The 25,807-nt window shown below is 45.3% G+C and carries 27 protein-coding genes; all 27 read right to left on the bottom strand.

What is annotated here, in order from left to right:
- Positions 1-16: 16 nt before the first annotated feature.
- Entirely contained in the window at positions 17-715 is a 699-nt protein-coding gene (locus ABDK92_06215; GenBank protein ID MEN3186217.1) for an L-ribulose-5-phosphate 4-epimerase, read from the bottom strand.
- A gap of 30 nt (positions 716-745) precedes the next feature.
- The gene (xylB, locus tag ABDK92_06210) at positions 746-2,257 is read right to left on the bottom strand and encodes a xylulokinase (protein MEN3186216.1); all 1,512 of its coding nucleotides are present in this window, start codon (positions 2,255-2,257) and stop codon (positions 746-748) included.
- A 15-nt stretch (positions 2,258-2,272) separates the two neighbouring features.
- On the bottom strand, positions 2,273-3,025 hold the full coding sequence (locus ABDK92_06205; GenBank protein ID MEN3186215.1) for an SDR family oxidoreductase: 753 nt from the start codon (positions 3,023-3,025) through the stop codon (positions 2,273-2,275).
- Between the two features lie 26 nt (positions 3,026-3,051).
- Positions 3,052-4,161 (bottom strand): ABC transporter ATP-binding protein, encoded by a 1,110-nt coding sequence (locus tag ABDK92_06200; GenBank protein MEN3186214.1) that lies wholly within the window; start codon positions 4,159-4,161, stop codon positions 3,052-3,054.
- 14 nt (positions 4,162-4,175) lie between these two features.
- On the bottom strand, positions 4,176-5,279 hold the full coding sequence (locus ABDK92_06195; protein MEN3186213.1) for an ABC transporter ATP-binding protein: 1,104 nt from the start codon (positions 5,277-5,279) through the stop codon (positions 4,176-4,178).
- Positions 5,280-5,286: 7 nt separating this feature from the next.
- On the bottom strand, positions 5,287-5,520 hold the full coding sequence (locus ABDK92_06190; protein ID MEN3186212.1) for a hypothetical protein: 234 nt from the start codon (positions 5,518-5,520) through the stop codon (positions 5,287-5,289).
- A gap of 23 nt (positions 5,521-5,543) precedes the next feature.
- The gene (locus ABDK92_06185; protein ID MEN3186211.1) at positions 5,544-6,368 is read right to left on the bottom strand and encodes a carbohydrate ABC transporter permease; all 825 of its coding nucleotides are present in this window, start codon (positions 6,366-6,368) and stop codon (positions 5,544-5,546) included.
- Positions 6,369-6,411: 43 nt separating this feature from the next.
- Positions 6,412-7,344, bottom strand: coding sequence for a sugar ABC transporter permease (locus ABDK92_06180; protein ID MEN3186210.1), 933 nt, complete (start codon positions 7,342-7,344; stop codon positions 6,412-6,414).
- Between the two features lie 59 nt (positions 7,345-7,403).
- Positions 7,404-8,708, bottom strand: a complete 1,305-nt coding sequence (locus tag ABDK92_06175) for a sugar ABC transporter substrate-binding protein (protein MEN3186209.1) — start codon at positions 8,706-8,708, stop codon at positions 7,404-7,406.
- 103 nt (positions 8,709-8,811) lie between these two features.
- On the bottom strand, positions 8,812-9,582 hold the full coding sequence (locus ABDK92_06170; protein MEN3186208.1) for an SDR family oxidoreductase: 771 nt from the start codon (positions 9,580-9,582) through the stop codon (positions 8,812-8,814).
- Between the two features lie 12 nt (positions 9,583-9,594).
- Complete coding sequence (gene dhaL / locus ABDK92_06165) at positions 9,595-10,236, bottom strand: dihydroxyacetone kinase subunit DhaL (GenBank protein MEN3186207.1); 642 nt, start codon at positions 10,234-10,236, stop codon at positions 9,595-9,597.
- An 18-nt stretch (positions 10,237-10,254) separates the two neighbouring features.
- Complete coding sequence (locus ABDK92_06160) at positions 10,255-11,253, bottom strand: dihydroxyacetone kinase subunit DhaK (GenBank protein ID MEN3186206.1); 999 nt, start codon at positions 11,251-11,253, stop codon at positions 10,255-10,257.
- A gap of 3 nt (positions 11,254-11,256) precedes the next feature.
- Positions 11,257-11,715 carry a ribose 5-phosphate isomerase B gene (rpiB, locus tag ABDK92_06155; GenBank protein MEN3186205.1) on the bottom strand — a complete coding sequence of 153 codons (459 nt, stop codon included), beginning with the start codon at positions 11,713-11,715 and terminating at the stop codon, positions 11,257-11,259.
- 17 nt (positions 11,716-11,732) lie between these two features.
- Positions 11,733-12,836 carry an alcohol dehydrogenase catalytic domain-containing protein gene (locus ABDK92_06150; protein ID MEN3186204.1) on the bottom strand — a complete coding sequence of 368 codons (1,104 nt, stop codon included), beginning with the start codon at positions 12,834-12,836 and terminating at the stop codon, positions 11,733-11,735.
- A 12-nt stretch (positions 12,837-12,848) separates the two neighbouring features.
- Positions 12,849-13,970 carry an ABC transporter ATP-binding protein gene (locus tag ABDK92_06145; protein MEN3186203.1) on the bottom strand — a complete coding sequence of 374 codons (1,122 nt, stop codon included), beginning with the start codon at positions 13,968-13,970 and terminating at the stop codon, positions 12,849-12,851.
- A gap of 10 nt (positions 13,971-13,980) precedes the next feature.
- Positions 13,981-15,105, bottom strand: coding sequence for an ABC transporter ATP-binding protein (locus ABDK92_06140; protein ID MEN3186202.1), 1,125 nt, complete (start codon positions 15,103-15,105; stop codon positions 13,981-13,983).
- Between the two features lie 10 nt (positions 15,106-15,115).
- Entirely contained in the window at positions 15,116-15,979 is an 864-nt protein-coding gene (locus ABDK92_06135) for a carbohydrate ABC transporter permease (protein ID MEN3186201.1), read from the bottom strand.
- 20 nt (positions 15,980-15,999) lie between these two features.
- A complete protein-coding gene (locus ABDK92_06130; GenBank protein MEN3186200.1) occupies positions 16,000-16,902 on the bottom strand; it encodes a sugar ABC transporter permease in 903 nt (300 codons plus the stop codon).
- Between the two features lie 76 nt (positions 16,903-16,978).
- On the bottom strand, positions 16,979-18,376 hold the full coding sequence (locus ABDK92_06125; protein MEN3186199.1) for an extracellular solute-binding protein: 1,398 nt from the start codon (positions 18,374-18,376) through the stop codon (positions 16,979-16,981).
- 145 nt (positions 18,377-18,521) lie between these two features.
- Positions 18,522-19,478, bottom strand: coding sequence for a sugar-binding transcriptional regulator (locus ABDK92_06120; GenBank protein ID MEN3186198.1), 957 nt, complete (start codon positions 19,476-19,478; stop codon positions 18,522-18,524).
- Positions 19,479-19,688: 210 nt separating this feature from the next.
- Positions 19,689-20,549, bottom strand: coding sequence for a sugar phosphate isomerase/epimerase family protein (locus tag ABDK92_06115; protein MEN3186197.1), 861 nt, complete (start codon positions 20,547-20,549; stop codon positions 19,689-19,691).
- A gap of 35 nt (positions 20,550-20,584) precedes the next feature.
- On the bottom strand, positions 20,585-20,806 hold the full coding sequence (locus tag ABDK92_06110) for a hypothetical protein (protein MEN3186196.1): 222 nt from the start codon (positions 20,804-20,806) through the stop codon (positions 20,585-20,587).
- A 17-nt stretch (positions 20,807-20,823) separates the two neighbouring features.
- Positions 20,824-21,921 carry an ABC transporter ATP-binding protein gene (locus ABDK92_06105; protein MEN3186195.1) on the bottom strand — a complete coding sequence of 366 codons (1,098 nt, stop codon included), beginning with the start codon at positions 21,919-21,921 and terminating at the stop codon, positions 20,824-20,826.
- Between the two features lie 13 nt (positions 21,922-21,934).
- A complete protein-coding gene (locus ABDK92_06100; protein ID MEN3186194.1) occupies positions 21,935-23,032 on the bottom strand; it encodes an ABC transporter ATP-binding protein in 1,098 nt (365 codons plus the stop codon).
- On the bottom strand, positions 23,033-24,028 hold the full coding sequence (locus ABDK92_06095; protein MEN3186193.1) for a sugar ABC transporter permease: 996 nt from the start codon (positions 24,026-24,028) through the stop codon (positions 23,033-23,035).
- Between the two features lie 3 nt (positions 24,029-24,031).
- On the bottom strand, positions 24,032-24,958 hold the full coding sequence (locus ABDK92_06090) for a hypothetical protein (protein MEN3186192.1): 927 nt from the start codon (positions 24,956-24,958) through the stop codon (positions 24,032-24,034).
- A 182-nt stretch (positions 24,959-25,140) separates the two neighbouring features.
- Positions 25,141-25,807: carbohydrate ABC transporter permease (locus ABDK92_06085; protein MEN3186191.1), on the bottom strand; the 667-nt coding region annotated here is incomplete at its 5' end.

Raw genomic sequence — 25,807 nt, 5'->3', positions numbered from 1 at the left:
CCTCAAAAATTCTGACTTAGTGAGGTAACCTCTGCCCATAGTGAGCATCCTTACCGTGTTTACGAAAATACCGTTTTTCAAGCATTTTGGGGGAAAGCGGCACCGCTTGCGGATTGATTGATAGCGTCAGCCAGCTCATGCGGGCTATTTCTTCCAGAACCACGCTGTGGAATACCGCCTCGTCAGCATCCTTCCCCCAGGTAAATGGACCATGATAGGCCACAAGAACCCCGGGGATTTCCAGGGGTTTAATGTTAACAAAACGTTCTGCAATCACTTTTCCCGTATCCCCTTCAAAGGATCGTTCCACTTCTTCTTCAGAGAGCGGACGGGTACAGGGGATGGAACCAAAGAAATAATCAGCATGAGTACCTCCAAGACAGGGAATATCCCGGCAGGCCTGCGCCCACGCACAAGCATACGTAGAATGGGTGTGGACCACACCACCAATCTCGGGGAAAGCCTTGTACAGATCAAGGTGAATCTTTGTATCCACTGAAGGGCGTAAATTTCCCTCCACAACTTTTCCCTCAAGGTCCACAACCACCATGGACTCTGGACGTAACTCTTCATACGGTACTCCACTGGGCTTAATCACCACCAGCCCCTCGCTCCGCACGATTTCACTGGCGTTACCCCAGGTATAGAGCACCAGCCCCTTTTTCTGCAATTCCAGATTTGCTTGCCACACCTTTTCTTTCAATGCCTCAAGCACTTTTCTCACCTCGAATGACGCTCAAATTCATTACTGCAAAAGTGGGAAACCGTGATTAAACATCTTCAGTGACTGATAGAGTTGCCGGTACTGAGTAAAAAGCGTGGTATAGAGTTCGTGATTCGCGGAAGACGGTTCGAAAACTTGCTGCATCGTAACGTACCGGCCACAACCTTCCTCAAAGGAAGAAAAACGGTTCATACCCACACCAGCAATAATGGCCGCCCCCAGGGAAGCCGGGTCGTCGACACTGGTCGTCACCATCGGTAGACCAACTACATCGGCAAAAATCTGACACCAAAGCGAGCTTCGAGCCGCTCCACCCGAAAGAATCATCTTCTCTCCAGTTAAGCCGAACTCACGTAAAATCTCTACCGATTCTCGCTGGCTGAACGCGACCCCTTCTATGACCGCACGTACCAAGTGTCTGAGCTCGTGATGATAAGAAAGACCCCAGAATACTCCTCGAGCTTTGGGATCGGAATGGGGAGTCCGCTCCCCAATGAGATAGGGAAGGAACAACACGCCTTCGCTTCCAGCCGGAACCCGTTCAGCCATGGTATTGAGCGCGGTATAATCGAGATTGGGGTTGACCCCCCGCATGGTCTGCAACAACCACTGATAGGAACCACCAGCAGCCAGTGTGCACCCCATTAAAAACCAGGTTCCGGGAATAGAATAACAGAAAGAGTGCAAACCCCGATTCTTATAATCCCTTTTGGGACTCTCGGTCATCGCCATAACCACACCTGAAGTCCCCAAAACACACGATAAAATGCCCTTTTTAATCACCCCTAAACCAATTCCCCCACTGGACTGATCCCCTCCACCACCCACAACCGGAATTTGCGAACGCAAGCCCGTCTCCTGGGCTACTTTTTCATCAACGTACCCCGTGATTTCTGGTGATTCCACCACTTCGGGAAAAACAATGCGCTTGAGAGCAAAGAACTGAATAATCTCCTCCGACCATCTCCGATGTGCTACATCAAAAACGAGCGTTCCCGATGCATCGGAAACTTCGGTCACGTACCCTCCAGTCAACCGGAAACGCAGATAGTCTTTCGGCAAAAGAAATCTGGCAGCGTTTTGGAGCACTTCGGGTTTATGATTCCTTAACCAGAGGATTTTGGGCAACCAGTACCCGGTAAGCGGGGTATTAGCCGTGTACTCTAAAAGCTTCTCTACCCCCAGAGCTTCCTTAATATATTCCAACTCTCTGAAGCTCCGTTGATCACACCAGATGATCGCTGGATATAACGGCTGTCCCTCTTTGTCCAGCACCACGAGTCCCAGCATCTGTCCCGAAAGACCGATACCTGCAATCTGGTTCAAGTCACCTATTTTTTCTTTCAACTTCCGCAAGAGGGACAAAAAGGCATTCCACCAATCTTGGGGACTTTGTTCGGCGGAATAGGAATCGGGATAGGAAACCGACAACTCTACCGAAGCGGTCACCACCTCGTTACTCTCAAGGTCTAGAAGAGTCCCCTTAAGGGAAGAAGTTCCCAGATCCACTCCCAGAATGTATTGTTTTACCACAAGTGAAAGACCCCCCTAATAGTAGAGGATACCACCATCGATATTGATGGCTTGACCTACAATGAAATCCGATTCATCGCTGGCTAAGAAAATCGCAATTCCTGCCAGATCTTCCGGAACACTAATTCTTCCTTTGGGAGTCATGGCAATGAATTTTTTCCGTTTCTCCGGGTCAGCCAAATTAACCTGACCGAGTTCCGTTTCCACAATTCCTGGACAAATCGAGTTTACATTCACATTATACGGGGCAAACTCTTTGGAAAGAGCCCGGGAGAAATTCATTACCGCCGCCTTGGTCGCAGCATATGCAGCCTGGGCAACCGCTCCATCTTTGGCCCCGATGGAAGCCACATTGATAATTTTCCCATAACCTTTCTCCACCATTACTTTTCCAATTTCCTGGCACATCAAAAAGACGCTTTTTGCATTGACCGCAAAAATTTTATCCCAATCCTCTTCTCTATAATCGAGCACCAAACCAGAAATCATAATGCCGGCATTATTAACCAGAACATCAATGGTTCCAAATGTTCTAAGGGTCTCTTCCTTAATTTTTACTGCGGTACTCCGTACACTCACATCCCCCGGCACAGCCAGTGTTTTCACTCCATACTTTTCACCAATTTCCTTCGCTACTTTCTGGCACGGCTCCTCCAGAATGTCGTTAATCACCACATTTGCGCCCTCTCGAGCAAAACCCTCAGCAATGGCTCGACCAATTCCTTTTGCTGCACCAGTCACAATGGTTACTTTCTCCTTCAAGCGCATAAAAACAACCCCCCTTTTCTCTTATATCAGAATATTGCCTCTTCAGACTCTTTGTCAAATAGATGCAAATGCTCTTCCTGAAAACGGATGAAAATATCATCCCCTTCTCTCTGCCGCACCGTAGCCAAGGTCTCGACTAAAACAAGCTGCTCATTCATCCTCACGTGCACAATTTTTGAATCTCCTAAGGGTTCCACCAGAAAAACCTTACCTTTTACTTCACCCCTACCCAAAGTGGAAGGTTCTGAAAGGATATCGATATGACACGGTCTTATCCCCAAAACCAACGTATTCAACTTCGAAGGCGGCAGTCCCTTGAGTACGGCTAATTTTTCAGGATCAAAAATCTGGAAATAAAGATTATCAATAACCACCTGGCAGTGGTCACTTTTTAGAAGAATAGCACAATCCAGAAAATTCATTGGCGGTTCCCCTACAAAATCTGCCACGAAAATATTGCGGGGCTTAAAATAAACTTCTTGAGGTGTCCCAATCTGTTTAATCAAACCTTCGTTCATCACCACCACCTTATCAGCCATGGCCAGAGCTTCAATCTGGTCATGGGTTACATAAATAACGGTACTTTTTAATTCTTGATGAATTCTTTTCAGCTCGGCCCGCATTCGGTTGCGCATTTTGGTATCCAGATGAGAGATGGGCTCATCAAGGAGATACACATCTGCATCACGCACCAACGCTCTGGCCAAGGAAACCCTCTGTTGATGCCCACCACTCAAACCTTTCGGGTGCTTATTGAGCACATCAGTTAACTCCAGAATTTCAGCAATGCGATAAACCCTTTTTTTAATTTCCCCCTCAGGTACCTTTGCTGCCTTTAAAGGAAAGGCAATATTATCAAAAACGGTCATCGGTGGATATAAAGCATATGATTCAAAAGCCATGGCAATATTGCGTTCCTCGGGGCCAAGATGATTCACCAATCTTCCACCAATATAAATCTCTCCCCCTGAGATATGCTCTAACCCCGCTATCATCCTCATGGTCGAGGTCTTTCCACAACCTGAAGGACCGAGAAAAGCAACAAACTCCTTATCTTCAACATCAAGATTAATCCCCTTCACCGCCTCCACTTTTCCATACTTCTTCCATAAATTCCGCAAACTGACACTGGCCATCGCTCCACCCGCCCCTATTCAGAAATAAGAAGATTCAAGCCCGTCTCTGGATTAAAGAAATAGAGACGTTCTGGAGGAAAATGAAAGAAAGTGGTTTCACCCATCTCAAAACTTTCGTCGCCCATATACTTAATCTGAAACTTCACGCCCTCTCTTTCCAGGGTGATAACTTTTACGACCCCCAGGGGTTCAACCACATAAACTCGAGCTCCAAAACCATAAGAAATTTCTTCCTTCGATATAGAAATGTCCGAAGGTCTGAGCCCAACCTTTACGCGGTTATCCCTCAACGAGCGTAAACGGTTAACGATGTCATCCGGAACCATTTGCTGGAAGGCTCTTGTCTGCACAAGAAGACCACCATCCGATTCAACGAAGGTGCCATCAAAGAAGTTCATGGGTGGGTCACCAACTAACCCCGCTACAAACTCGTTTTGCGGAACATTGTAAATATCATCAGGCGTGCCAACCTGAACTATAACCCCCTGATTGAGGATTACTACCCTGTCACCCATGCCCAGGGCTTCTCGATAATCATGAGTGGTATACAGGGTAGTAATACCAAATGTTCTTTGAATATTTTTCAGCTCAGCCCGCAGACGATGACGGAGTTTGGCATCAAGATGCGCAATAGGCTCATCCATTAGAAAAAGCCGGGGGTTGCGAACTAACATTCTCCCTAAAGCAACTCGCTGCTTCTGTCCTCCCGAAAGCTGAGCCACATTCCGATCCAAAAGCCAGTCGATTTGCAACATCGTGCTGACCTCTTTCACCCGCTTATCAATCTCCTCTTCGGGAAACTTAATATAAGGCGAACGCAAGGGGAAAGCCATGTTTTCATAAACCGTTTTGTTCGGATAAAGCGCATAGGTCTCAAAAATCATCGCTACGTTCCGCTGGAAAGGGGGAAGACTCGCTACCTGTTGTCCTCCAATATAAATCTCTCCTACCTGTATCTCTTCTACTCCAGCAATGGTTTGTAAAAGTGAAGTCTTGCCGGCACCAGAGGGACCAAGAATGGTAACAAGCTCTCCATCATGCACATGAAGATTGATTCCTTTTAGCGCTACAACTTCCCCATACTTTTTCCAAACATTTTTGAGCATTAAGTCAGCCATGGCCCATTCACCTTTCTTTCAGGGCTTGTTTTTCCATACGTTTAAGTTCTTCTTGTTCCTTTTTCCTTTCCATCCGGAAGACCTTATACCATGGAATGATCAACATCAAAGCTACCGCAAAACCTATAAAAGGTACAACCCAAATCGTCACATAACGTTCTAGCCATCCTAACCATAAAAACCCCAGGCCAAACGTCAACATCACCGAAACGAACAAACGATCTCCAAATCCAAAGTCCATGGCGTTCATTCCCTCTTTTTCATTTAACCTTTTACTGCACCTAAGGTGAGACCCCTGATGATATACTTCTGCACCGCAAAGGTGAAGGCCAGCACAGGAATAACCTGCAGAGTCGCCACTGCCGCAATTTCACCCCACTCAATTGCCCGGGAGGTCACCAATCCACGAATACCCACGGGAACGGTTTTGGCCACCGCCGCAGTCAAAACGTTGGCAAACAGGAATTCATTCCAGGAGAATATGAAACACAAAATTGCCGTGGTCACTAGGCCTGGCGCGCTTAAAGGAAGAATAATCTTCCAGAAGGCATCCCATCGAGTGTACCCATCAGCCATAGCGGCTTTTTCGAGGTCATAGGGAATATCTTCAAAGAAACTGCGCATAATCCACACCACAAAAGGTAGATTAAAGGTTGTATACACAATCACCATGAGAAATCTCGAATCATGCAACCCCCAGCGAGTGGCCATAATATAGAAGGGAATAACAAGAACGATAGGCGGAAACATTCTGGTGCTGAGAATCCAAAAGGAAATGTGTTTCCCTCCAAAAAGACGAAAACGGGCTAAAGCATATGCACCCAGTGTTCCAACAGCCAGAGAAAGCAACGTGGTACTTACCGAGATGATGAGGCTATTATAGAACATGGGGAGAAAATGCCTCTTCCCAAAGGCCGATACGTAGTTCTTCCATGTAGGTTGAAAAATAAAACGTGGGGGGATGGCAAAGATATCGAGGCGAGTCTTCAAAGAAGTTAAGATTAACCAGACAAACGGCAGTACATTGACCACCATAATAACGGTAATAATCACCCACGCCACTATAAGTTTTGCTCTCTCTTTTTCCAAAAACATCACCCCTTAAAAAGCACTGCTTTGCACTACACAACCATCACACAGCTTCTTTAACGCGGCTCAGCACATTCACCAGGATAACCGAAATAATCATAATGATGTAAAGCAAGATGAAAGAGAGTGCCGAAGCTTTACCGATATTCCAAAGATAAAAGCTATTCCGATAGATAAACATACTAAGCACGTCGGTTGCCTCTCCTGGACCACCCTCAGTTAAAGCGTACACGATATCAAAAACCCTGATTGCATCCATAATTCGCAAAACCAAAACAATGAGAATAACAGGCTTCAACAGTGGCAAAGTAATTTTCCGGAATACAAGAAAAGGTGGAGCTTTGTCAATCCTCGCTGCTTCATAGGGAGCAGTAGGAAGAGCCTCTAACCCAGCGAGAAGAACCATAATCAAAAAAGGGGTCCACTGCCATATGTCCACAACCATAAGAGCTGGAAGCGCAGTCCTTACATCAGCAAGGGGCGCAGTTCGATAACTCATAAGATGAAGTTTGCGTAGAATATAAGTAACCAAACCAAATTCTGATTGATAGAGATAGGTCCAGGTTAACCCTACCACGATGGGAGCCATAATCATAGGTAACAGAATGAAAGTACGGACAATCTTTGAGCGGGTAATCACCCCCTGCAGAATCAGCGCAATCACAAGACCCAAGAAAAACTCGACGGTTACCACAACGACTGTGAATACAACAGTCGTTCTCAGAGAACCCCAAAAAGTTACATCTTTTAAGATTTCTCGAAAATTGTCCAAACCGATATAACCCTTGAGGGTTTCAGCTGCTCGAGCCAGGTTATAATCAGATAACGCTAATCGCAAGGCGTAAAGAGTAGGATATACTGTAATCAAAGCTAAAAGAACAATGGTGGGTAGAATCAAAACCCATTTGAAACGATTTTCGGTTTTAGAAATCCAGGAACTGAACCTTCGATAGAGAGAAAAATGGTCTTTAGACAAAATTTTCTACCCCCTTTGTTAGTTGGGGGAAGAACACTCTTCCCCCAACTAACAAAAAATTACTTCTTGTAACCACCTTTCACAAGAATTTCTTCAATCTTCGCCGCTGAAGTAGCCAGAGCTTCTTTCACGTCTTTTGCACCAGCCACAACTGAATTAAGCTCCAGAGCCAGTACTTCCACCATTTCATCCCATTCAGGAATACGAGGTCTCCAGAATGTGGTTTCGGCTGCAGCGTCGGTCGCCTCAAAGCTGGGATATTTTGCCCTTAGTTCCGGAATTTGATAAATGGACCTTCTTGTAGGAGAAGACCCTTTACCTACACCCCGAAGCTGGACATCATAGCTTGTCGCCCACTGAATAAAGAGGAAGGCTGCCTCTTTATTTTTGGAAGAAACTGGGATACCTAAACTTGAACCACCATAGTGAGATACCGGTTTCCCATCAGCGCGAGCCGTAGGAACTGGAGCGTAGCGCATTTGACCAACAACCTTGGACTCCTCGGGATCTTCCATGCTTCCATAGTTTTCGTCCCATTGGATGGTTTGCGCCACAATTCCTTGTTGCAACGCAGTGTTCACGTCGTCCCAGGTCCAGGTGGTCACACCAGGAGGTGCATATTCAGCCATCTTCTTATAGAATTCTGTAGCCTTCATGGCATTTTCATTGTTGAGCAGTACGTTGTAATCTTCATCGTACAGGTCACCATCAAAGGCCCACAGGACATTGAGCCACTCACAGACAATAGAGAGATGTCGCTTGGCCTGCATCCCAGTTCCATAGAGCTCTGGTGGATGATTAAGCTTTGCCATGGCATCCATCCACTCATCCGGCGTTTTTGGTGGTCCAGCTACACCATATTTATCAAAAATGGCCTTGTTCCAGAAGAGATACTCAATAACGCTGTCGAAAGGATAACCATAAGGGACACCATCCCAGCTGGTTCCCTCCCACATCCGGGAATAGAAATCTTTAAGGTCATTGTTCGGATCAGCCAATTTCGGATCGTTAATGTATTTATCAAATGGTTCAATATATCCAGCTTTCACATATTTGCCAGTCCAGGAATAATCAAAGTTAAATACGTCATAGATTCCAGTCCCCGCTGCAAAATCCATTAACGCCTTCTCCTCAAGGTGAGGATGTGCTTGCCGTTCAACAATTACTTTGATGCCAGTCGCTTTCTCAAACTCAGGCAAAGCTTCCTCAATCCAGTAACTGGGGGGCGTCGTTTCGGTAATAAATCGTATCGTCGCTCCAGCATAAGGTTTCGCTGCTTCCTCAAGGCTCCAACCAAAAGCCAGCGCTGTTACACCAAACACCAAAAAACAACTCACCACCAACATTGTGACCTTTTTGATCATTACAAATCCCTCCTTCCAAATTTTAACGAAAACATCTCACACCCTTACATCATAAACGACACCCACACGAGGATTATCGAATTTCTGCCTTCTCTCACCTCCTTTACTGAATGGTATATCCACCATCGATGACCAGAGTCTCTCCAGTCACAAGGTCTGAAGCAGGACTCGCAAGATAGAGCGCTGCAGCAGCGACTTCTTCCGGATAACCAAAACGTCGTAAGGGGATTTTCTTTTTCATGGCTTCTCCTACTTCACCAGCCCAGGCTTTTTTGCCCAGTTCAGTCAAAATCACCGTAGGAGCAATGGCATTGACATTGATGCCAAACTCCGCCCATTCCAGAGCCAGAACCTTGGTCATGCCAATAAGGCCAGCTTTACTGGCACAGTATGCGACATGTTTATCAAGAGCAACGATTCCAGCCTGGGAAGCAATGTTGATGATTTTTCCCTTCTTATTCTGAATCATCACCTTTCCTGCGGTTTGAGCCAGCAAGAAAGGAGCTTTGAGATTAACAGCCATGGTTTTGTCCCAGGACTCTTCGGAAAGGTTTTCTGCATCATCGAGGTATGCTACACCAGCGTTATTGACCAGAATATCAATCGTCCCAAACTCCTGGACCGCTGTGGTTACAACCTTTTCCACATCTTCTTTCTTCGTCACATCAGCTACAACCGCAATGCTGCTATTGCCCAACGCGGAAACTTCTCGTGCTACTGACTCCACCACCGGGTCAAGGTCGACCAGTACCGTACGGGCACCATTTTGAGCAAAGAGGATGGCGATAGCCTTGCCAATCCCTCGGGCTCCACCGGTAACGAGAGCAACTTTATCCTTTAAGGAAAACGAAATATCAACCTGAAATTCACTCAAGCCAAATCCTCCTCACTTTTCAAGTAATGTTTCCAGAAATGCCTTAATGACGATAAAGCTCGACGCAGCTCCAGGATCAATGTGACCAATGCTTCGTTCTCCAAGGCGGCTGGAACGACCTCGCAGAGAGAGCATATCTTTGGTTGATTCCATTCCCTGCCGAGCTCTTTCGATGGCCCTCGTTATCATTTCCTCAAAGCCCTCTCCAGCAGCTAAAGATGCCTTGAGCGATTCCACCATGGGATAAATGGTGTCGTACATGGTTTTTTCGCCCATCTTAGCATTTCCTCGACGGGCAATGCCTCCGGCAAAAGCTTCCCACATGGTCACCACATCCTGAGGAGTCAGCTCAGGTTTCCCACTGACCACCTTCCCGGCATCCATAAAGGCAGTCCCATAAAGAGGCCCCATGGCCGCCCCTCCGGAAAAGATGATGGATTTCCCCACTTCTTGAAGAAGTTTTCCAATATCCCGATCTCCTTCTGGATATTTATCCACTGCTTCTTTTACTTTTCGAAACGCATTGGTGACACTATCTCCGTGGTCTGAATCCCCAATCGGAGCATCAAGATCATTGAGATACTGGCGATTTTTTTCTAGTTCTTCAAGTATTCGAACAAAAGCCATTTTCACTCTTTCAAACGATACGCCCACCGCAAAACCTCCCTTACTTCAATGTTGGATAAAGTGAACTCCGTTACAGGGGGCATCCATAAGACGCTTTAATTCATCATCCATTTTGGTGAGTGTCACTGAGAAACCACCCATCTCCATGGAGGTAAAGAATTCACCAATGTATGTCCGATGAATCTTGATGGAATGATCGGCAAGAATCTGAGCCACCTTCCGGAAAGAGATGTACATTTCAAGAAGTGAAGTTGAACCCAGTCCATTGATGAGCACGGTCACTTCATCCCCAGATTTAAAAGGAAGGTCTTCGATCACTTTCAAAGTCATGAGTTCTGTAACTTCATCAGCGCTCATCATTTTCATCCTTTGTATACCCGGTTCTCCATGGTGACCTACACCAATCTCCATTTCATCTTCCCCAATCTCAAAACTCGGCTTCCCTGAAGAAGGCATGATACAGGGTGTATGGGCTACCCCGAGACTGCGGGTATTAAAAACAGCCCGGGTTCCCACCTCCTTCATTTTGGCTAAATCTGCTCCTTCCTCCGCCAGAGCTCCCACCACTTTCCAGAGAATGACCTCTCCAGCTACACCCCGGCGATTATCCATCCGATCCTTAGGACTCGAGGCCACATCATCATTCACAATGACACTCTCTATTGGAATTCCCTCTGCCTGAGCCAGCTCAGCAGCCATGCCAAAGTTCATCACATCTCCAGAGTAATTTCCCAGACACAGGAGAACTCCTTTTCCACCATCCACGGCCTTGATGGCCTCATATACTCTCTGGACCGGGGGGGCAGCAAAAATATCACCCACTGCCACCGCATCCACAAGGCCTTTCCCAATGTATCCGATAAAAGCCGGCTTATGTCCTGAACCACCCCCAGTCACGATTCCCACTTTTCCTTTCACTGGTGCATCTTTTCGCACCAGAACCCTTTCGGTGGGTAATCTCCGAACCTTATCAACATTGGCCTTGACAAATCCTTCCAACATTTCCTCAACTAAGTTTTCTGGATGATTGATGAACTTTTTCACTATTTATTCCCCCTTCATTAATTTTTTCTCTATCTCCCGAATTTTCTTCACTTTGGGTAACGACCTTCCGCCCTGAAATTCACTCCCTAACCAGGCATCAAGGAGCATCTTGGCCAACTCCGGACCCACAATGTGTCGCCCTAAAGTAAGAACGTTAGAGTTGTTACTCTTCTTAGCTCGCTCTGCAGAGTAGATATCATGGGCACAGGCCGCGTATATCCCTGGAACCTTGTTGGCCGCCATAGCCATTCCGATGCCGGTTCCGCAGACCAAAACCCCATACTGATATTTTCCCTCTCGAATTCCAAGACAAAGCTCTAACGCCACATCAGGGTAATCCACCACTTCATTCTCTGAAAAAACTCCCAGGTCTTCAAATTCCACATTCTTACTCTTCAGGTGTTCCACCAACACTGCTTTCAAGGGATACCCAAAATGGTCCGATGCAATAGCCAGGTACATTCTCTCACTCCTTCTTCTTATGGAATCAATACGACCTTAATTGACTCTTCCCCTTTCTCCACCATCTCAAAACCTCTTTTGAACTCAGCCAAGGGAATCTCATGGGTGATGATCTGATCCGCCTTGATCCGACCATCGTTCAGAAACCGAATCGTGCTCTCGTAGGTATAGGGACTCAAGTGGGCACCGCGCAAATCAAGTTCTTTCCGGTCTCCAATGATACTCCAGTCCACGGTCACCGGATCATTGTAGACGCTGAATTCCACAAAACGACCGAGCTTACGAATCATCTGCAAACCCTGAACCGCTCCGGAGGGATGGCCACTGGCCTGGATATACACATCGCAGCCATACCCACCGGTGAGGGATTTCACTTTGCCTACCACGTCCTCCTTTTGAGGATTCAAAATTAAGTCAGCACCATATTCCTTGGCTAACTGCAAACGTTTTTCCCGAATATCAATCGCGATCAGCATTTTGGGGTTCTTCAATCGGGCTGCCTGAACCATCCCTAAGCCCAGGGCTCCCAACCCAGCAATCACCACCACATCGTTAAACTGAATATCACCCCGCTCTACGGCATGGATAGCACAAGCCAGAGGTTCCACATAGGGGGCAACCTTCAGAGGGAAACCTTCCGGCAGTTTATAATTTCTGGCCGTTTTGGGAAGCCTCACATACTCAGCATAGGCACCATCGGCCACCTTACCCTGAAAACCATAAATATTGTGCACTTCGCACATCCAGTACTTTCCCTCAAGACAAAAGCGGCATTTTCCACAGGGAATAATCTGTTCCGAAACCGCCCAATCTCCCAAAGATAACCCATACTTCTCCCTGGCTCCTTTTCCCAGCGCCACTACCTGACCGTAGAACTCATGCCCAGGAATAAAAGGAGCCTTGATCCACGACGGTTGCCCTTCTCCACCCCAGAACGATGGTGCACCATGGTACCCCTTCACATCCCCGGCACAAATTCCGCATCCTCCCACCCGGAGTAACACTTCCTCATCATCAAGGTCGGGTACGTCCACTTCCTCAAGCCGATAATCCCCGGGCTTATACGCTACCACCGCCTTCATCTTTTTTGGCAAACCCTCAACCGCTTCAAAATACGACATGGTTTCACCCCTTTATATTTTGATAGACTTTCCTGTTGAAGCATTAAAGATGTGAGCCTTTTCCCGGTGGAAAGAAAAAGTCACCACATTTCCCTCTTTTTCCACCGAAGAACCAGCTACTTCCGCAAAAATTCTCTGCCCGTTTACCTCCAGAATAACAATAGAAGATTCTCCCAAAGGTTCTACGCTATATACCAAACCCTTCATGGTGTACCCACCTTCCACTTCCACTCCCAAAAGCACATCACCAGGACGGACACCCACAATCCACTTTTCTTTGCCATCCTCTTTTTTCATTTTTTGAGCCAATTCACTGGAAAGAGGAAAGGTAAATTCATGGAATTTAAGAAAGGATTGTCCACCTTCTTCCACCAAGGAGCATTCGATGAAATTCATCGGAGGTTCACCAATAAAACCAGCTACAAAAAGGTTCGCTGGTCTTTCGTAGAGATCTTCTGGGCTTCCGACCTGCTGAATTTCCCCAAGATTCATAACCACCACTTTATCAGCCATACTGAGTGCTTCAAGCTGGTCGTGGGTCACATATATGACTGTTAAATTCCATTCCCTCTGGATTCGCTTCAAATCGATACGGAGTTTGGCCTTCAATTGAGCATCAAGATGTGATATTGGTTCATCCATCAGCGTCACCTGAGCATCTTCCCGCACCAAAGCCCGAGCTAGAGAAACCCTCTGCTGCTCACCACCGCTCAACTTTGCCGGCTTAAAACTCAAAATATCTCCAATATCTAAGAGGTCCGCCACAATGGATATCTTCTCCTTGATCTTGTTCTCGGGATATTTCCTCGCTCGCAGGGGAAAAGCGATGTTATCGTATACACTCAAAGGCGGATACAGGGCGTACGACTCAAAAGACATGGCCAACATTCGGTCCTTCGGTGGCAAATCATTAACCCTTTTTTCACCTATGTAGATATCTCCTCGGGAAATCTTTTCTAACCCAGCAATCATTCTCAACGTTGAGGTCTTACCACACCCTGAGGGACCCAATAAACACAGAAATTCTCTATCCTCGCACCGAAACGAAGCATCCTTCACTGCTTCTATCCTTTGAGCAGCACCAGCCTCTTCCCGGTAAAATTTCCAGACATGCTCTACTCGCACCTCTGCCATTTTGCATCACCTAACTAAGGAAAATGATGTTCTTTTTGGATTCTCGATCAAACACCTGAATCTCTTCCATTCCGAAGAAATACTGCACCGTATCCCCCGGTTTCACCTTTTCCTCCGCTGAGAGCTGGACGGTGAAAGTGAAGTTCTTTTCAGTAGCCACGAAAACAATTTTCCTCGAACCACGCAGTTCCACAAATTTCGCTACACCATGAACAATTGTCCCAGAAGAGGAAGATAAACCGGGCGCTAAAGGTACAATTTTACTTGGAAAAATACCCATGATAACTTCCTGGAATTTCATGGCACGGATTTTTTCCTGGGTAAAAGATGACAATCTGAATAAAATCCCTTTCACATCCAGAACAATTTCACCGTCTTTTGTAACAACATTTGCATCGGCGTAGTTCATGGGCGGATCACTCACAATCATACCCACAAATTGGCTTGCTGGGTGGTTATAAATCTCCTCCCAGGTTCCAATTTGTTCTAAGATCCCCCTATTTAATACCGTAATCCGATCCGCTACCGAAAAAGCTTCCAGATAATCAGTAGTGGTATAGAGAGTAGTGGTACCACGTTCTTCCTGCCATTTTTTCAATTCCCTTCTTAAGCGGTGCCGGAGCTTAGCGTCGAGATGTGCAATCGGTTCATCCAAAAGAAAAGCCTTGGGCTCCCGAATGAGACATCGAGCTAAACTCACTCTCTGCCGTTGTCCACCACTCAGTTCTTTTGGCTTTCGCTCCAAAAGCATGTCAATTTCCAGAAACCGAGCGACTTCAAGAACCCTTTTCCTCACCGCTTCCTCAGAAAAATTACGAGCTCTCTTCGGTGAACGCAGGGGGAAAGCGATATTTTCAAACACCGAAAGATGCGGATACAGAGCATACGTCTCGAAGGCCATAGCTACATCCCGCTCAGCGGGGTCAAAATGGTTAATGACCTGACCATCCATCAAAATTTCACCGGATGTCACATTTTCCACGCCAGCCACCATCTTCAAGGTGGAACTCTTTCCTGCACCAGGAGGACCCAGTAAAACGACAAGTTCTCCTTTGCGGGTTCTAAAGGACAAGTCTTTCACTGCCACCAGACTCCCATACCTCTTGGTTACATTTCTGAGCTCCAACTCCACCATGTCTTCCTCCTCATCCCTTCACTGCACCAAAGGTCAGACCGCGCACCAAGTATCTCTGAATAAAAATGGCCAAAATCAGAGATGGCAAGAGGGTGATAATCGCAGCAGCAGCCATTTGCCCCCACAAAACCTGTTCGTAGGAAATGAACCCCATGAGAGACGGAGTAACCGGCCGAGTGACATCAGAGGAAAGAATATATCCAAAGAGAAATTCATTCCAAGCAAAGATGAAAGAGAGAATCGCGGTTGCTGCAATACCTGGAGCAACAAGAGGCAAATCAACTTTGCGGAAAATTCCCCACCACGAATACCCGTCAATCCGGGCTGCATGTTCCAATTCCATGGGAATATCCTCAAAGAAACCTCTCATGAGCCATACTGAAAAAGGTAAGGTAATCAACTGGTAGGCAATCATCATCCCATGGTATGTTCCATAAATACCCAGTCTTCTAAAAATGACAAAAAGAGGTAAGATAACAATTAACCCCGGTGCAAATCGGAAACTGAGAAGCGTAAAAGCAAAGTTCTCTTTACCTCGAAAATTATACCGGGCCAGGGAATACGCTGCCGGCACTCCCACGAGCATACTCAGTCCCACCGCTCCAAAACAAACAATTAAACTATTCAAAAAATAACGGGGGAAGTCAGTCTGAACGGTTTCATACTTTCCCAACCATGCTTTTCCCAGAAGCACTACCGAATAATTTTCCAGAGTCGCATCAAAAACGAACTTTGGTGGATAGGAAATAACATCTAAGGGTGTTTGGATCGACATATTGAATACCCAATAAAGAGGAAAAGCGGTCCACAACATCAAAAGAATAAGACCAATAAGCGACACAAACTGAACTATAGAAAACTTTTCACTATTCATTCGCCCAAACCTCCACCGCATTAGTATCCATGGACTTCGCTAACTGCCTTTTTCCATTGGCCCACCAGGAAATAACTCAAAGCATAAACAATCGCCCACAACACCACGAGGTGTGCGAAAGAATATCCCATGGCCGTCCAGCGAAAACTGTGATAGTATGCCTGCACTGAAAGAGTCATTGTAGCACTGGCCGGACCACCTTTTGTCGCTGCATAAATGATGTCAAAATGTTTGAGACAATCCATAATCCTAAAGAGGAGCACAATGATAATAACCGGCTTCAAAAGAGGAATGGTCAACTTTCGGAAGGTAAACCAGTTTGAAACCCCATCCACAGCTGCAGCCTCATACGGTTCCTTAGGCAAATTCTGGACTCCTGCCAGGAAAATCATACCAGCAAAGGGAATGAATACATATGCATCAATGAGGATAACAGATAAAAGAGCTGTGCTTGAGCTTCCCAGCCATTCGGAACCAGGAAGTCCCACAAGTTGCAAAAGGTAATTGAACACTCCCTGGATAGGGGCCATCATCAGTTTCCACATAATTGCTGCGACCGTAGGTGGTAACATCACCGGAAGGAGGAAAAGGGTACGCCACAGTTTCTGACCCAATAAACCGATATTCAAAAGATATGCCGCAATAAAACCAACGCCAACTTCAAAAAGCACCGCACCGATGGTAAAAAGAATCGTAACCTTGAGAGAGTTCCAGAATTCCGGATCGCGAACCAGTTTTATATAATTGCTAATCCCGATAAAATTGGAAGTTCCAGTGGTCAAATTGAAATTGGTAAAAGACATAACCACAGAATAACCGAAAGGAGCGAGAATCCCTACCGTCAAAAGAAAAGCCGGAAGAAAAAGCAACAAAGCAATATTTTTCCGCCAAAAACTTTGACGCAACTCCATTCCACTGGCCAAAATTGACACCCCTCTCTCTTCTCATTCTGTGGGATGAGGTTGCCCTCATCCCACAGAACCATCCCTCTGTATAACTCTATTTTTTCCACTTCGCCATAAACTCGTTAATCTTCACCGCTGCGTCATCCAGGGCCTGATCCACGGCTTTCTTCCCTTCATACGCCTCATGGAGCGCTTCAGCCCAGATATCACCAATCGCCGTCACATCGGGGTTAGGAGTCCAGCGGATGTCACCATACTTTGCATACATGGCATCCACAATTTCTCGATATTCACCAGGTTTGGTACCCCATTTCATGGTTTTCTCTACCACTGCTGGATTTTCCCAAACCGATTTTCTGGTTGGATTAAAGTTATCGTGCTTCAAAGTCCCGTCAAGCATGGTCTGTGGAGCAGTAGCCCACAAGAGGAACAACCATGCTGCCCCTTTGTGTTTAGAAAGCGAACTCATTCCCAGGGACCAGGTCCACATGTTTGAAGTAATGTTTCCATCAGGCGCTGCTGGAGGCAATGCATATCCGGTTTTGCCTGCTACTACCGACTGAGCCGGATTCTCATAAGTGGCCGCAAAGAAGTCACAATCTGTGATTTCATAGAATCTCCCTGCAGCAAAGTTTTGTTTGGCATCATACCAGGTATAGTTTGGCCAACCCGGAGGTCCAGCCTTCTGAAGAATATCAACCCAGATCTTGGTGATTTCTTTAGCTTGAGGAGTGTTGATCGCCGCCGTTAAATCAGGATTGAGGTCCTTCTGCCCGTAGGTGCTAAAAGCAGTAAAGTACCCTGAATGCACCGTCGACCAGCTTTTAATGCCACGATTGGCGACTCCGTACACCTGAGGTTTTTCCTGCTTTCCTAATTCAGCCGCTTTGGCCAGAGTATCCAAGAGGTCTGGATAGGTGGTGGGCACAGTGAGACCCCATTTTTCTCGTAAGTCATTCCGATAAGCCTGGCAGAAGAATTCAACCATTACCGGAATACCATTCCACCGCCCCTGTCCCAATCCTCCAGCAATCGTTCCATCCCACATATTGGCCCGCAACGGTTTCTCATAGAAATCGTCACGATTATACCAGGCCTGATCCGTGAGTTCTGGGTTATTCCAGTAGGGATTCAGGTCTTCAATCCATCCCGCATACTGGTATCGCCACTCGAACATAGGTGAGGTCATGTACACATCAAAGATACCACCACCACTGGAAAGGTCGATAAGGAGCTTTTCAAAAAACTCCTCCTCCGGCAAAATCACGTAAGCAACCTTAATACCAGTCAACTGTTCAAAAATAGGCAGTAACGGCCTTAAGGACTCGGTAAACGGATGCTTATTCAAGCCAATCGTTAACTGCGTTCCCTCAAAAGCCTTCCAGTTGACTTTCGCCTGCTGATAATAGGCCAGAGGATCTTCTTGAGCCCCAACCACAGAGACCAAAAATACGAGCATCAAAACAACCACAAACCCACTCATCTTTTTCATGCCCTCAAATCCCTCCTATCATTTTTTCCATTTTCCAAAATCAATTTTCCACAACTATCCAACGTATTCCTTTCTACTTCAATTCCATTTCCGCTCTTGACATCACCTCCTTCGGTTAGAGAGTAATCATGACCCGATAACCCACTCAAACCTCCCCCAGAATTTTCTCTGCCGTCAGGCTATCCACAATCAACACGTGGAGGAACTTACCCTGCAAAGCTCCCAGAATGGCATCAGCTTTTTCTAAACCACCCGCAACACCGATTACCAGAGGACATTTATTGCGCAAATCATCCAGAGATACGGCGATTCGACGCTCATTGCCACTGAATTCCACAATTTTTCCTGAAACATCGAAAAACGTTCCACAGATATCACCCACTGCACCCTTGGCAAGCAACTCCTGGTATTCATCAGCCGTAATCGCCCCAGTCTGGATCAGCATCGCACCGGGAGAAACACTCCCAATACCCACCAGCGCCAAGTCAATTTTCTCCTTCAAGGTAGCCTGGACGTTCTCATCTTTTAACATAGCATCGCGCGTAACCCGGTCTTTGGTGAAAGCGGGAGCAGGAAGGTAGTACACTTGAGCATTCAGAGCTTCAGCCAAACGCTTGGGAATCTCGGTGGCAAACACATTAGCAGAAATACGACTTAATCCCCCCATGAGCTGAACTACATTGAGATTCAAATCTTCTCGAATAAAGGATGGTCGGACATAGCGAACGAGCTCATACAGGGTTCGACCATAAGCAACGCCAATTTTATTTCCCGGAGCTATCGTTTTCAGGAAAAAGCGAGCCCCTGCTTCCCCTACCGCTTTTCGAATTAAATCACTGTCCCGACTGAAGACACTCACCACATGGGCCTTACGAAGACCAAATTTACCCTCTATCTGTTTTTCCAGATTCCGGACACCCTCTTGAGCAGGATCGATGACTTCAATTTGGACAACCCCTTCCTCTTTCGCCTTCCTTAAAAGCCTCGAACACCGCTGCCGGGACATACCCAGAATCTTCGCAATTTCTATGATTGATAAATCATCAAGATAATAGAGCTTGGCAATCTTTGCCAAAAGGCCTTTATCGGTTGAACCATCCAATTTAGACCCTCCTTTGCAACAACTGTTGGATAACTGTTGGATAACAAAAATTATAACAATTGTTGATTAACAAAGTATCAAATCACATTCAAAAAGTCAAGATGTTTTGTTCCAACTTCAGCGTTTATCACCCAATCAAGATATGGAAGGAAAGACCGCCTCTCTTCATCAGGTTTATCACGGACGAAGAAAGGCGATTGTGGCTATACTCTAAGTCCAAATTTCACTGGCGATGGCTTTCAGATTTTTCAGACCCTCTACAGCCAAAGTTTCTCCAGATTCAGCAAATTTTCGCCATATGGCACACATCCGGTTCAGCTCCTCAAAGCTCGGGTCAAACGATTCAATCACTAAAGGTCCACTGTACCCAATGTCCTTTAACGCGATAAAGAACTCCTTCCAGGGGACAAGGCCAGTACCCGGTACTCCTCGGTCGCTTTCACACACGTGAACATAACCAAGATACTCCTTGCCACAAATTTCCACCGCTTTTCTAAAACTCCGCTCTTCCCGAATCATATGGAAAGAATCAAGATGAACCTTCATGTTCGGAACACCAACATCTTTACAGTACCGCACGGCATCTTCAGCAATATTCAGAAAATGCGTCTCAAAACGCTGCACTGGCTCTACGGCGATGACTACATCCCCTTTTTCCTTTGCATATTCAGCCACCTTACGCATAGCCTCAACCGACCACTTCCATTCATCTTCTGTGCGAGGCTTACCAGTTAAATAGCCCCAAGCCGCATAATTCACCCCCCCAATGATTTTCGACCCCAAAGCCAAGTTGATATCCACCATCAGTTTAAGGGTCTCAACCCCGTTTTCCCGTATTTTTGGATCTGGTGACAGAAGGTTAGTCTTTTCATTGAGGGTAATGGTCGTCACCGGTTCGATACCCACCTGGTCTACTCTTTTCTTCACCTTTTCCGTTGGAAACGTTTCCGGATGGGAAATGAAAATATCGATGACCTCAAATCCCACCTCTTTCGCTCGATCGATCACCCATAAATCCTTCTCCGAAAAAGCCTCCGTCCAAATAAATGTGTCTACCCCAAACTTAAACATATTTTTCGCTCCTTTCTTTCTTTATTTTGATTCTATCATCTCGGGATATGGGCAAAAACGTTGTATACCGTATAACCAATTAAAAGAAAAGGGAAACCCCCCTTAAAAAGCTGGATATGAAAAGGCTGAAAAAGGAGGACAATCCCCATCACCATAATTCCCATACCCAAAATTTCAATACTATTAACAACCTTTCGTTTTTTCTCTCTCCCAGCCATTCCCTTTGCCAAAAAGGTTGAGGAATTATCAAGACCCATGGTTTCAACCCCCAACTTCAATTTGTGTAGATTCTCATACCACTTTCAACATAAAAAAAATAAAGATTTTCTTCTGGAAATAGCACAAAAACCTCTGATCCGTGTCTAGGAACAAAATCACCAGGAAGTAACGCCTTAATGGGCCACCCACCAAGATTTAAATTAACGAATTTCTCCGCGCCATGATATTCTACATTTTCTACAGCTGCTTTCATCCAAGCCTCATCTGCGCTTCCCGATACCAGAATACTTTCTGGCCAAATGCCAACTAAAACCCTATCTCCACCTCTCAGTTTCTCCTCCAAAAATTTAAATTTCTCAGACCTCACCTTAAAGATGTAATCATGACGATCCTTTATAGCCAACTGCCCGTTCAGAATATTGCATTCCAGGAAATTCATAGAAGGCGCTCCTATAATACGAGCCACACTAACATTCACGGGATTGATATACACTTCACGAGGGGAACCCACTTGAATGATTCTACCATGCTCCATGATACCAATACGGCTTGCCATAGCCATAGCTGAAATATTATCATGAGTAGCACTAAGAATTGTAATGCCATACTCTTCGTGAATTCTTTTGAATTCCGTTTGCAATTCTTCCCTGAGCTTATAGTCTAAACTACTTATCGGCTCATCAAGAATGTAAATTCGCGGTCTTCTCACCAGAGCTCTACCAAGCGCCACTCTTTGCTGTTCTCCACCACTAAGGTGGCTAACTTTGCGCTTTAAAAGATGTGTTATGTGAAGCTCCCTGGCAATGTTTTCCACCCTCCTTTTTACCTCATCTTCAGGTACCCTAAAAAGAGGCGAACGAAGGGGAAACGCAAGATTGTCATATACATTTAAAACAGGGTAAAGGTTGTGTGATTCAAACATAAAAGCAAAATTCCTTAAAGGAGGAGCGACATGGGTAATTTCCTGACCATCATAATAAACTTCTCCAGAGTCAGGCTTTTCCAGACCCATTACGATTCTGAGCGTAGTGGTTTTACCAGCACCAGTAGGACCAAGAATGACGAAAAACTCGCCATCCTGTACTTCCAAATTCAAACCGTCAACAGCAACGATGTCTCCAAAGATTTTTGATATATTCCGCAGCTCAAGCATAACACTCCTCCCCTTAATTCACGATAGCCATCCCATTATCGCGATCGAAAATACAAACCTTATCCTCCCTGATTCGACTCCAAACTTTTTGTCCCGTCACTAAGGACAAGCTCCAATCCGTTCTCACACGAAAAATCTTTTCTCCCACGAGAAAATCAACGAGACGATATCGACCAGCAGGCTCTATAGCAATAATCTCTAATAGAAGACCATCATTTCCTGTTTCGCCATCGATATGGACATATTCTGGTCTTATTCCCATTATGAACTCCCTGTTTTGATAATTCTTGAGAGCGTCAATCAAATCCGACCTATGGAGCTTTAATCGGTAATCTGTCCCCTTCAAAACCAGCGAACCTTCATCATACTCACACTCTACGAAATTCATTCCTGGAGTGCCTAAGAAATTACCCACAAAAACCGAATTCGGATGTTCGTACAGTTCTTGGGGAGAACCAATTTGCAAAATCAAGCCATCTCTCATGACGACTATCACATCTCCCAAGGCCATGGCCTCCCTTTGGTCATGAGTAACATATACAGTTGTAATGCCAATCTTTTTCTGCAACTTACCTAATTCGCTCCGCATTTCTTCCCGAAATTTCTCATCCAGCGCACTCAGTGGTTCGTCAAGCAAAAGAACATTAGGCTCACGCACAATAGCTCTTGCCAAAGCAACTCTTTGCTGATCTCCAGGTGGTAAGATACTTGCTTTATATTTCAAAAGATCTTTTAACTGAAATATCTGCACCACTTCTCTGACCTTCTCTTCAATCTTCCTGGGAGGGACGCGACACGCTCTTAAAGGAAAAGTAATATTCTCCAGCACTTTCATGTGCGGATAAAGAGCGTAAAATTGGAAAACCATACCTACATTTCTCTCGCTGGGACTCAAGGCAGTTACGTCCCTTTCATCAAAATAAATTCTTCCCTCGGTGGGAATCTCCAAACCGGCTATACATCGTAAAGTGGTTGTCTTCCCACATCCAGAAGGCCCTAGTAGAACCACAAAACTACCATTTTCCACTCGTAAGTTAATACCATCAACAGCCTTTACATTTTCATAATATTTTTTCAAATTCTCTAACCTAACGAGGGACAATTTCCACACCTACCTTTGTATATTTTGCGCCGCTAATCTGTTAAGATACCGAATGAAAATGAGGCTCAAGCTCATGATAACAAGCAAAAGAATGACACCATAGGCAGATGCTTCGCCGGTATAAAAGTACTGGAAAGCCCTCTTATAAAGATCAAAGGAAAGGGTCTGCGTTGCACTACCAGGCCCACCACCAGTAAGGGTATAAATCAAATCAAAAGCCTTAATCGAGTCAATCATCCTGAACAAAACCGCTATGATTAAAACTGGAGCCGAAAGAGGAAGAGTGATATGTCTGAACTTAAACCAAGACGAAGCACGGTCTATTTCCGCTGCTTCGTAAAGGTACTTTGGAATAGCGGTAAAAGCGGCCAGAGCAAGCAGAATCATGAATGGCGTCCACATCCAGGTATCCACAATGATCACACTATAGATACTTACACTTTCCCGAGCTAACCATTCCATCTTACTCACTCTAAAAAGTGCCAGAATGTAATTAACGATTCCCCACTCAGTATTAAACATATACTTCCAGAACAACCCCACCACAATTGGACAGAGCATCATAGGCATAAGAATAAGCGTCAAAACAAGACCTCTCCCCCTGAAGTTCTTCTGCAAAAGATAGGCAATGCTGATTCCTAAAAGAAACTGCACCAGAACGTTTAAAATAACGAATTTCCCTGTAAAAACGAATCGTTCCCAAGTAAAAGGGTCAGTCAAAATAAAAGAAAAATTCTCAACGCCAATAAATTTGGGCGGAGTTGCTGCTCTCAGCACCGAAAAGTTATAGAAACCAGACTTTATAAGAGTAATGAAAGGATAACCGACCAAAAACAGCAAAATGAAAAGGCTGGGAAGAAGAAAGAAAAACATAAATGTCCGATCTGACAAACCGTACGTCTTTCTTGCAGGCGTAAATGCATCACTCACCCTGATAAATTTCTCCACTACATCTTCTTTCTGATTTACTATTCCTTCGTTCTTGTCCATTTTATTCCTATCCATCTTTTATTCCCCACTTTCAGTGGAAATTTCATAAATTTTGAGAATATAACCTGGGGTCAGCCGAAAGAAGTATCGTTTCCACATTGTTTCACCAACAGGTTTCACTGGTAAAAGAGTGCTTATAAAAAATCCATTTCGGGATGAAACGTATCCCACTGCGATACCATAACTTGTATTCCAATTTCCCTTCAACTCAAACAAGAAGGGTTGATTCTCTAAGCGAATAAGCCTTTCTACATCCTGAATGCTCGAAGCAACATTATCCTCGAGAGAAACAGTTTTAGTCACAACTCTCACCGATCCACCTCGAGCGTTGATGAACTTTTCCAAAATTTCCGATACCCCGGTTTCGGATTGCTCACAAGCACACCTTCTTTTGAGCATTTCGACATCCTGCATCATAAGATGAATATTAGTCAATAAGAAATGAGGATCATCGGGGTATATGGGCATTGTAATAAAACCTTTTGCTTTCCAGTAATCCGCCAAAGTGACAACGGCGTTGGAAAGACTACTCAAATAGTACTCCCAAAAAGGGAAATCGTGACGGACCTCAATCCAGGAAAAATCTCCGGCTGATAACGGAGGAGATTCTGTGACCAAAGAGACGTTTTCCCAATCCAAGTTCTGCCCACTACATTCAGCCAGTGTAAAATGTAAAGAATCACTTTTTAAATAAAGATCGTCAAGAATTTTATCCTCGTAGCTATAAATAATCCTTACCCAGAAAGACACAGGGCTAATGCAGGTTAAATGTATATCCAAAACTTTTACTTGGTCTCCAAAACGACTCATCAGTGCTTCGTGCGCCAACCGCTTTGACTCTTCTAAAACTTTAGATAGATATTCTCCTAACCCTACTCCTATCAGTTGATCCCCAACAAAAACAAACTCATAAGGAGTATCTTCCGTACCTCGATAACCAACCACTTTCCCAATCTTTTGATTAGAGCAATCAAAAAGAGGCAACGTGTAATGCCAATCTAAATTTAGCGGAACCTTATTTAGAAAATGCCTCATTTCTTGAGGAACGAAAGCGGGAACACTAATGGCACCAAGCTGGTAACAGAAAATATTTATTAAGGCGAAAATTATAAAAAACGCAAGTCGCCTCATCTTCTCCCCAAAACCCCGAACGTCATTCCCATTAAAAGGTAATTTCGGATAAGAATGAACAGCGCTAAAACCGGAACAATTAGAATAAATCCAGCTGCAGCAACCTGACCCCAATCAAGACCCGCGGCACCGAGAGCAGCAGCAATCCGGGGAGGAAGGGTTTTCGCGTATCGCGTGGTGACAATCGATGCAAAGGTAAATTCGTTCCAGGCAAAAATAAAGCAAAAACCCATGGTTGCAGCAATACCGCCCTTTACCGAGGGAATGATAATCCTCCAAAATATTTTCCAGCGCGTGTAACCGTCCACCAACCCAGCCTCTTCGTACTGAACTGGTACGGAATCATAAAAACCTTTCATAATCCATATGGCCAAACCAAGGTTTGACATAGTATAGAGCAAAACCATACCCAACCTCGTATCCTGCAACCCCAATCGCGAAAACATAATATAGATAGGGATAATCACAGCCACAGGGGGCAACATACGAGTGGAAAGAGTAAAAAATAAATAGTCATTTTTGCCAAAAAAGCGAAACCGGGAACACGCATATCCAGCCATTACCCCCAGGATAACCGCCAAAAAGGTACCCAAACCAGCGGCAATGAAACTATTGATAAGACACAGAGCAAAGTCAGTCTGCCCCGCTCCACCTTCCAGAAAA

The sequence above is a fragment of the Atribacterota bacterium genome (genome assembly GCA_039638595.1).
Classification (GTDB): Bacteria; Atribacterota; Atribacteria; order Atribacterales; family Caldatribacteriaceae; genus Profundicultor; species Profundicultor thermophilus.
This window is presented reverse-complemented; position numbering and strand designations above follow the sequence as displayed.

Coding starts and splice junctions, on each gene's coding strand:
- ABDK92_06095 (MEN3186193.1), bottom strand. CDS start 24,028: ATGGATAGGAATAAAATGGACAAGAACGAAGGAATAGTAAATCAGAAA.
- ABDK92_06175 (MEN3186209.1), bottom strand. CDS start 8,708: ATGATCAAAAAGGTCACAATGTTGGTGGTGAGTTGTTTTTTGGTGTTT.
- ABDK92_06115 (MEN3186197.1), bottom strand. CDS start 20,549: ATGTTTAAGTTTGGGGTAGACACATTTATTTGGACGGAGGCTTTTTCG.
- ABDK92_06105 (MEN3186195.1), bottom strand. CDS start 21,921: ATGCTTGAGCTGCGGAATATATCAAAAATCTTTGGAGACATCGTTGCT.
- ABDK92_06110 (MEN3186196.1), bottom strand. CDS start 20,806: ATGGGTCTTGATAATTCCTCAACCTTTTTGGCAAAGGGAATGGCTGGG.
- ABDK92_06200 (MEN3186214.1), bottom strand. CDS start 4,161: ATGGCCAGTGTCAGTTTGCGGAATTTATGGAAGAAGTATGGAAAAGTG.
- ABDK92_06145 (MEN3186203.1), bottom strand. CDS start 13,970: ATGGCAGAGGTGCGAGTAGAGCATGTCTGGAAATTTTACCGGGAAGAG.
- ABDK92_06135 (MEN3186201.1), bottom strand. CDS start 15,979: ATGAATAGTGAAAAGTTTTCTATAGTTCAGTTTGTGTCGCTTATTGGT.
- rpiB (MEN3186205.1), bottom strand. CDS start 11,715: ATGTACCTGGCTATTGCATCGGACCATTTTGGGTATCCCTTGAAAGCA.
- ABDK92_06140 (MEN3186202.1), bottom strand. CDS start 15,105: ATGGTGGAGTTGGAGCTCAGAAATGTAACCAAGAGGTATGGGAGTCTG.
- ABDK92_06190 (MEN3186212.1), bottom strand. CDS start 5,520: ATGGACTTTGGATTTGGAGATCGTTTGTTCGTTTCGGTGATGTTGACG.
- ABDK92_06205 (MEN3186215.1), bottom strand. CDS start 3,025: ATGCGCTTGAAGGAGAAAGTAACCATTGTGACTGGTGCAGCAAAAGGA.
- ABDK92_06195 (MEN3186213.1), bottom strand. CDS start 5,279: ATGGCTGACTTAATGCTCAAAAATGTTTGGAAAAAGTATGGGGAAGTT.
- ABDK92_06150 (MEN3186204.1), bottom strand. CDS start 12,836: ATGTCGTATTTTGAAGCGGTTGAGGGTTTGCCAAAAAAGATGAAGGCG.
- ABDK92_06125 (MEN3186199.1), bottom strand. CDS start 18,376: ATGAAAAAGATGAGTGGGTTTGTGGTTGTTTTGATGCTCGTATTTTTG.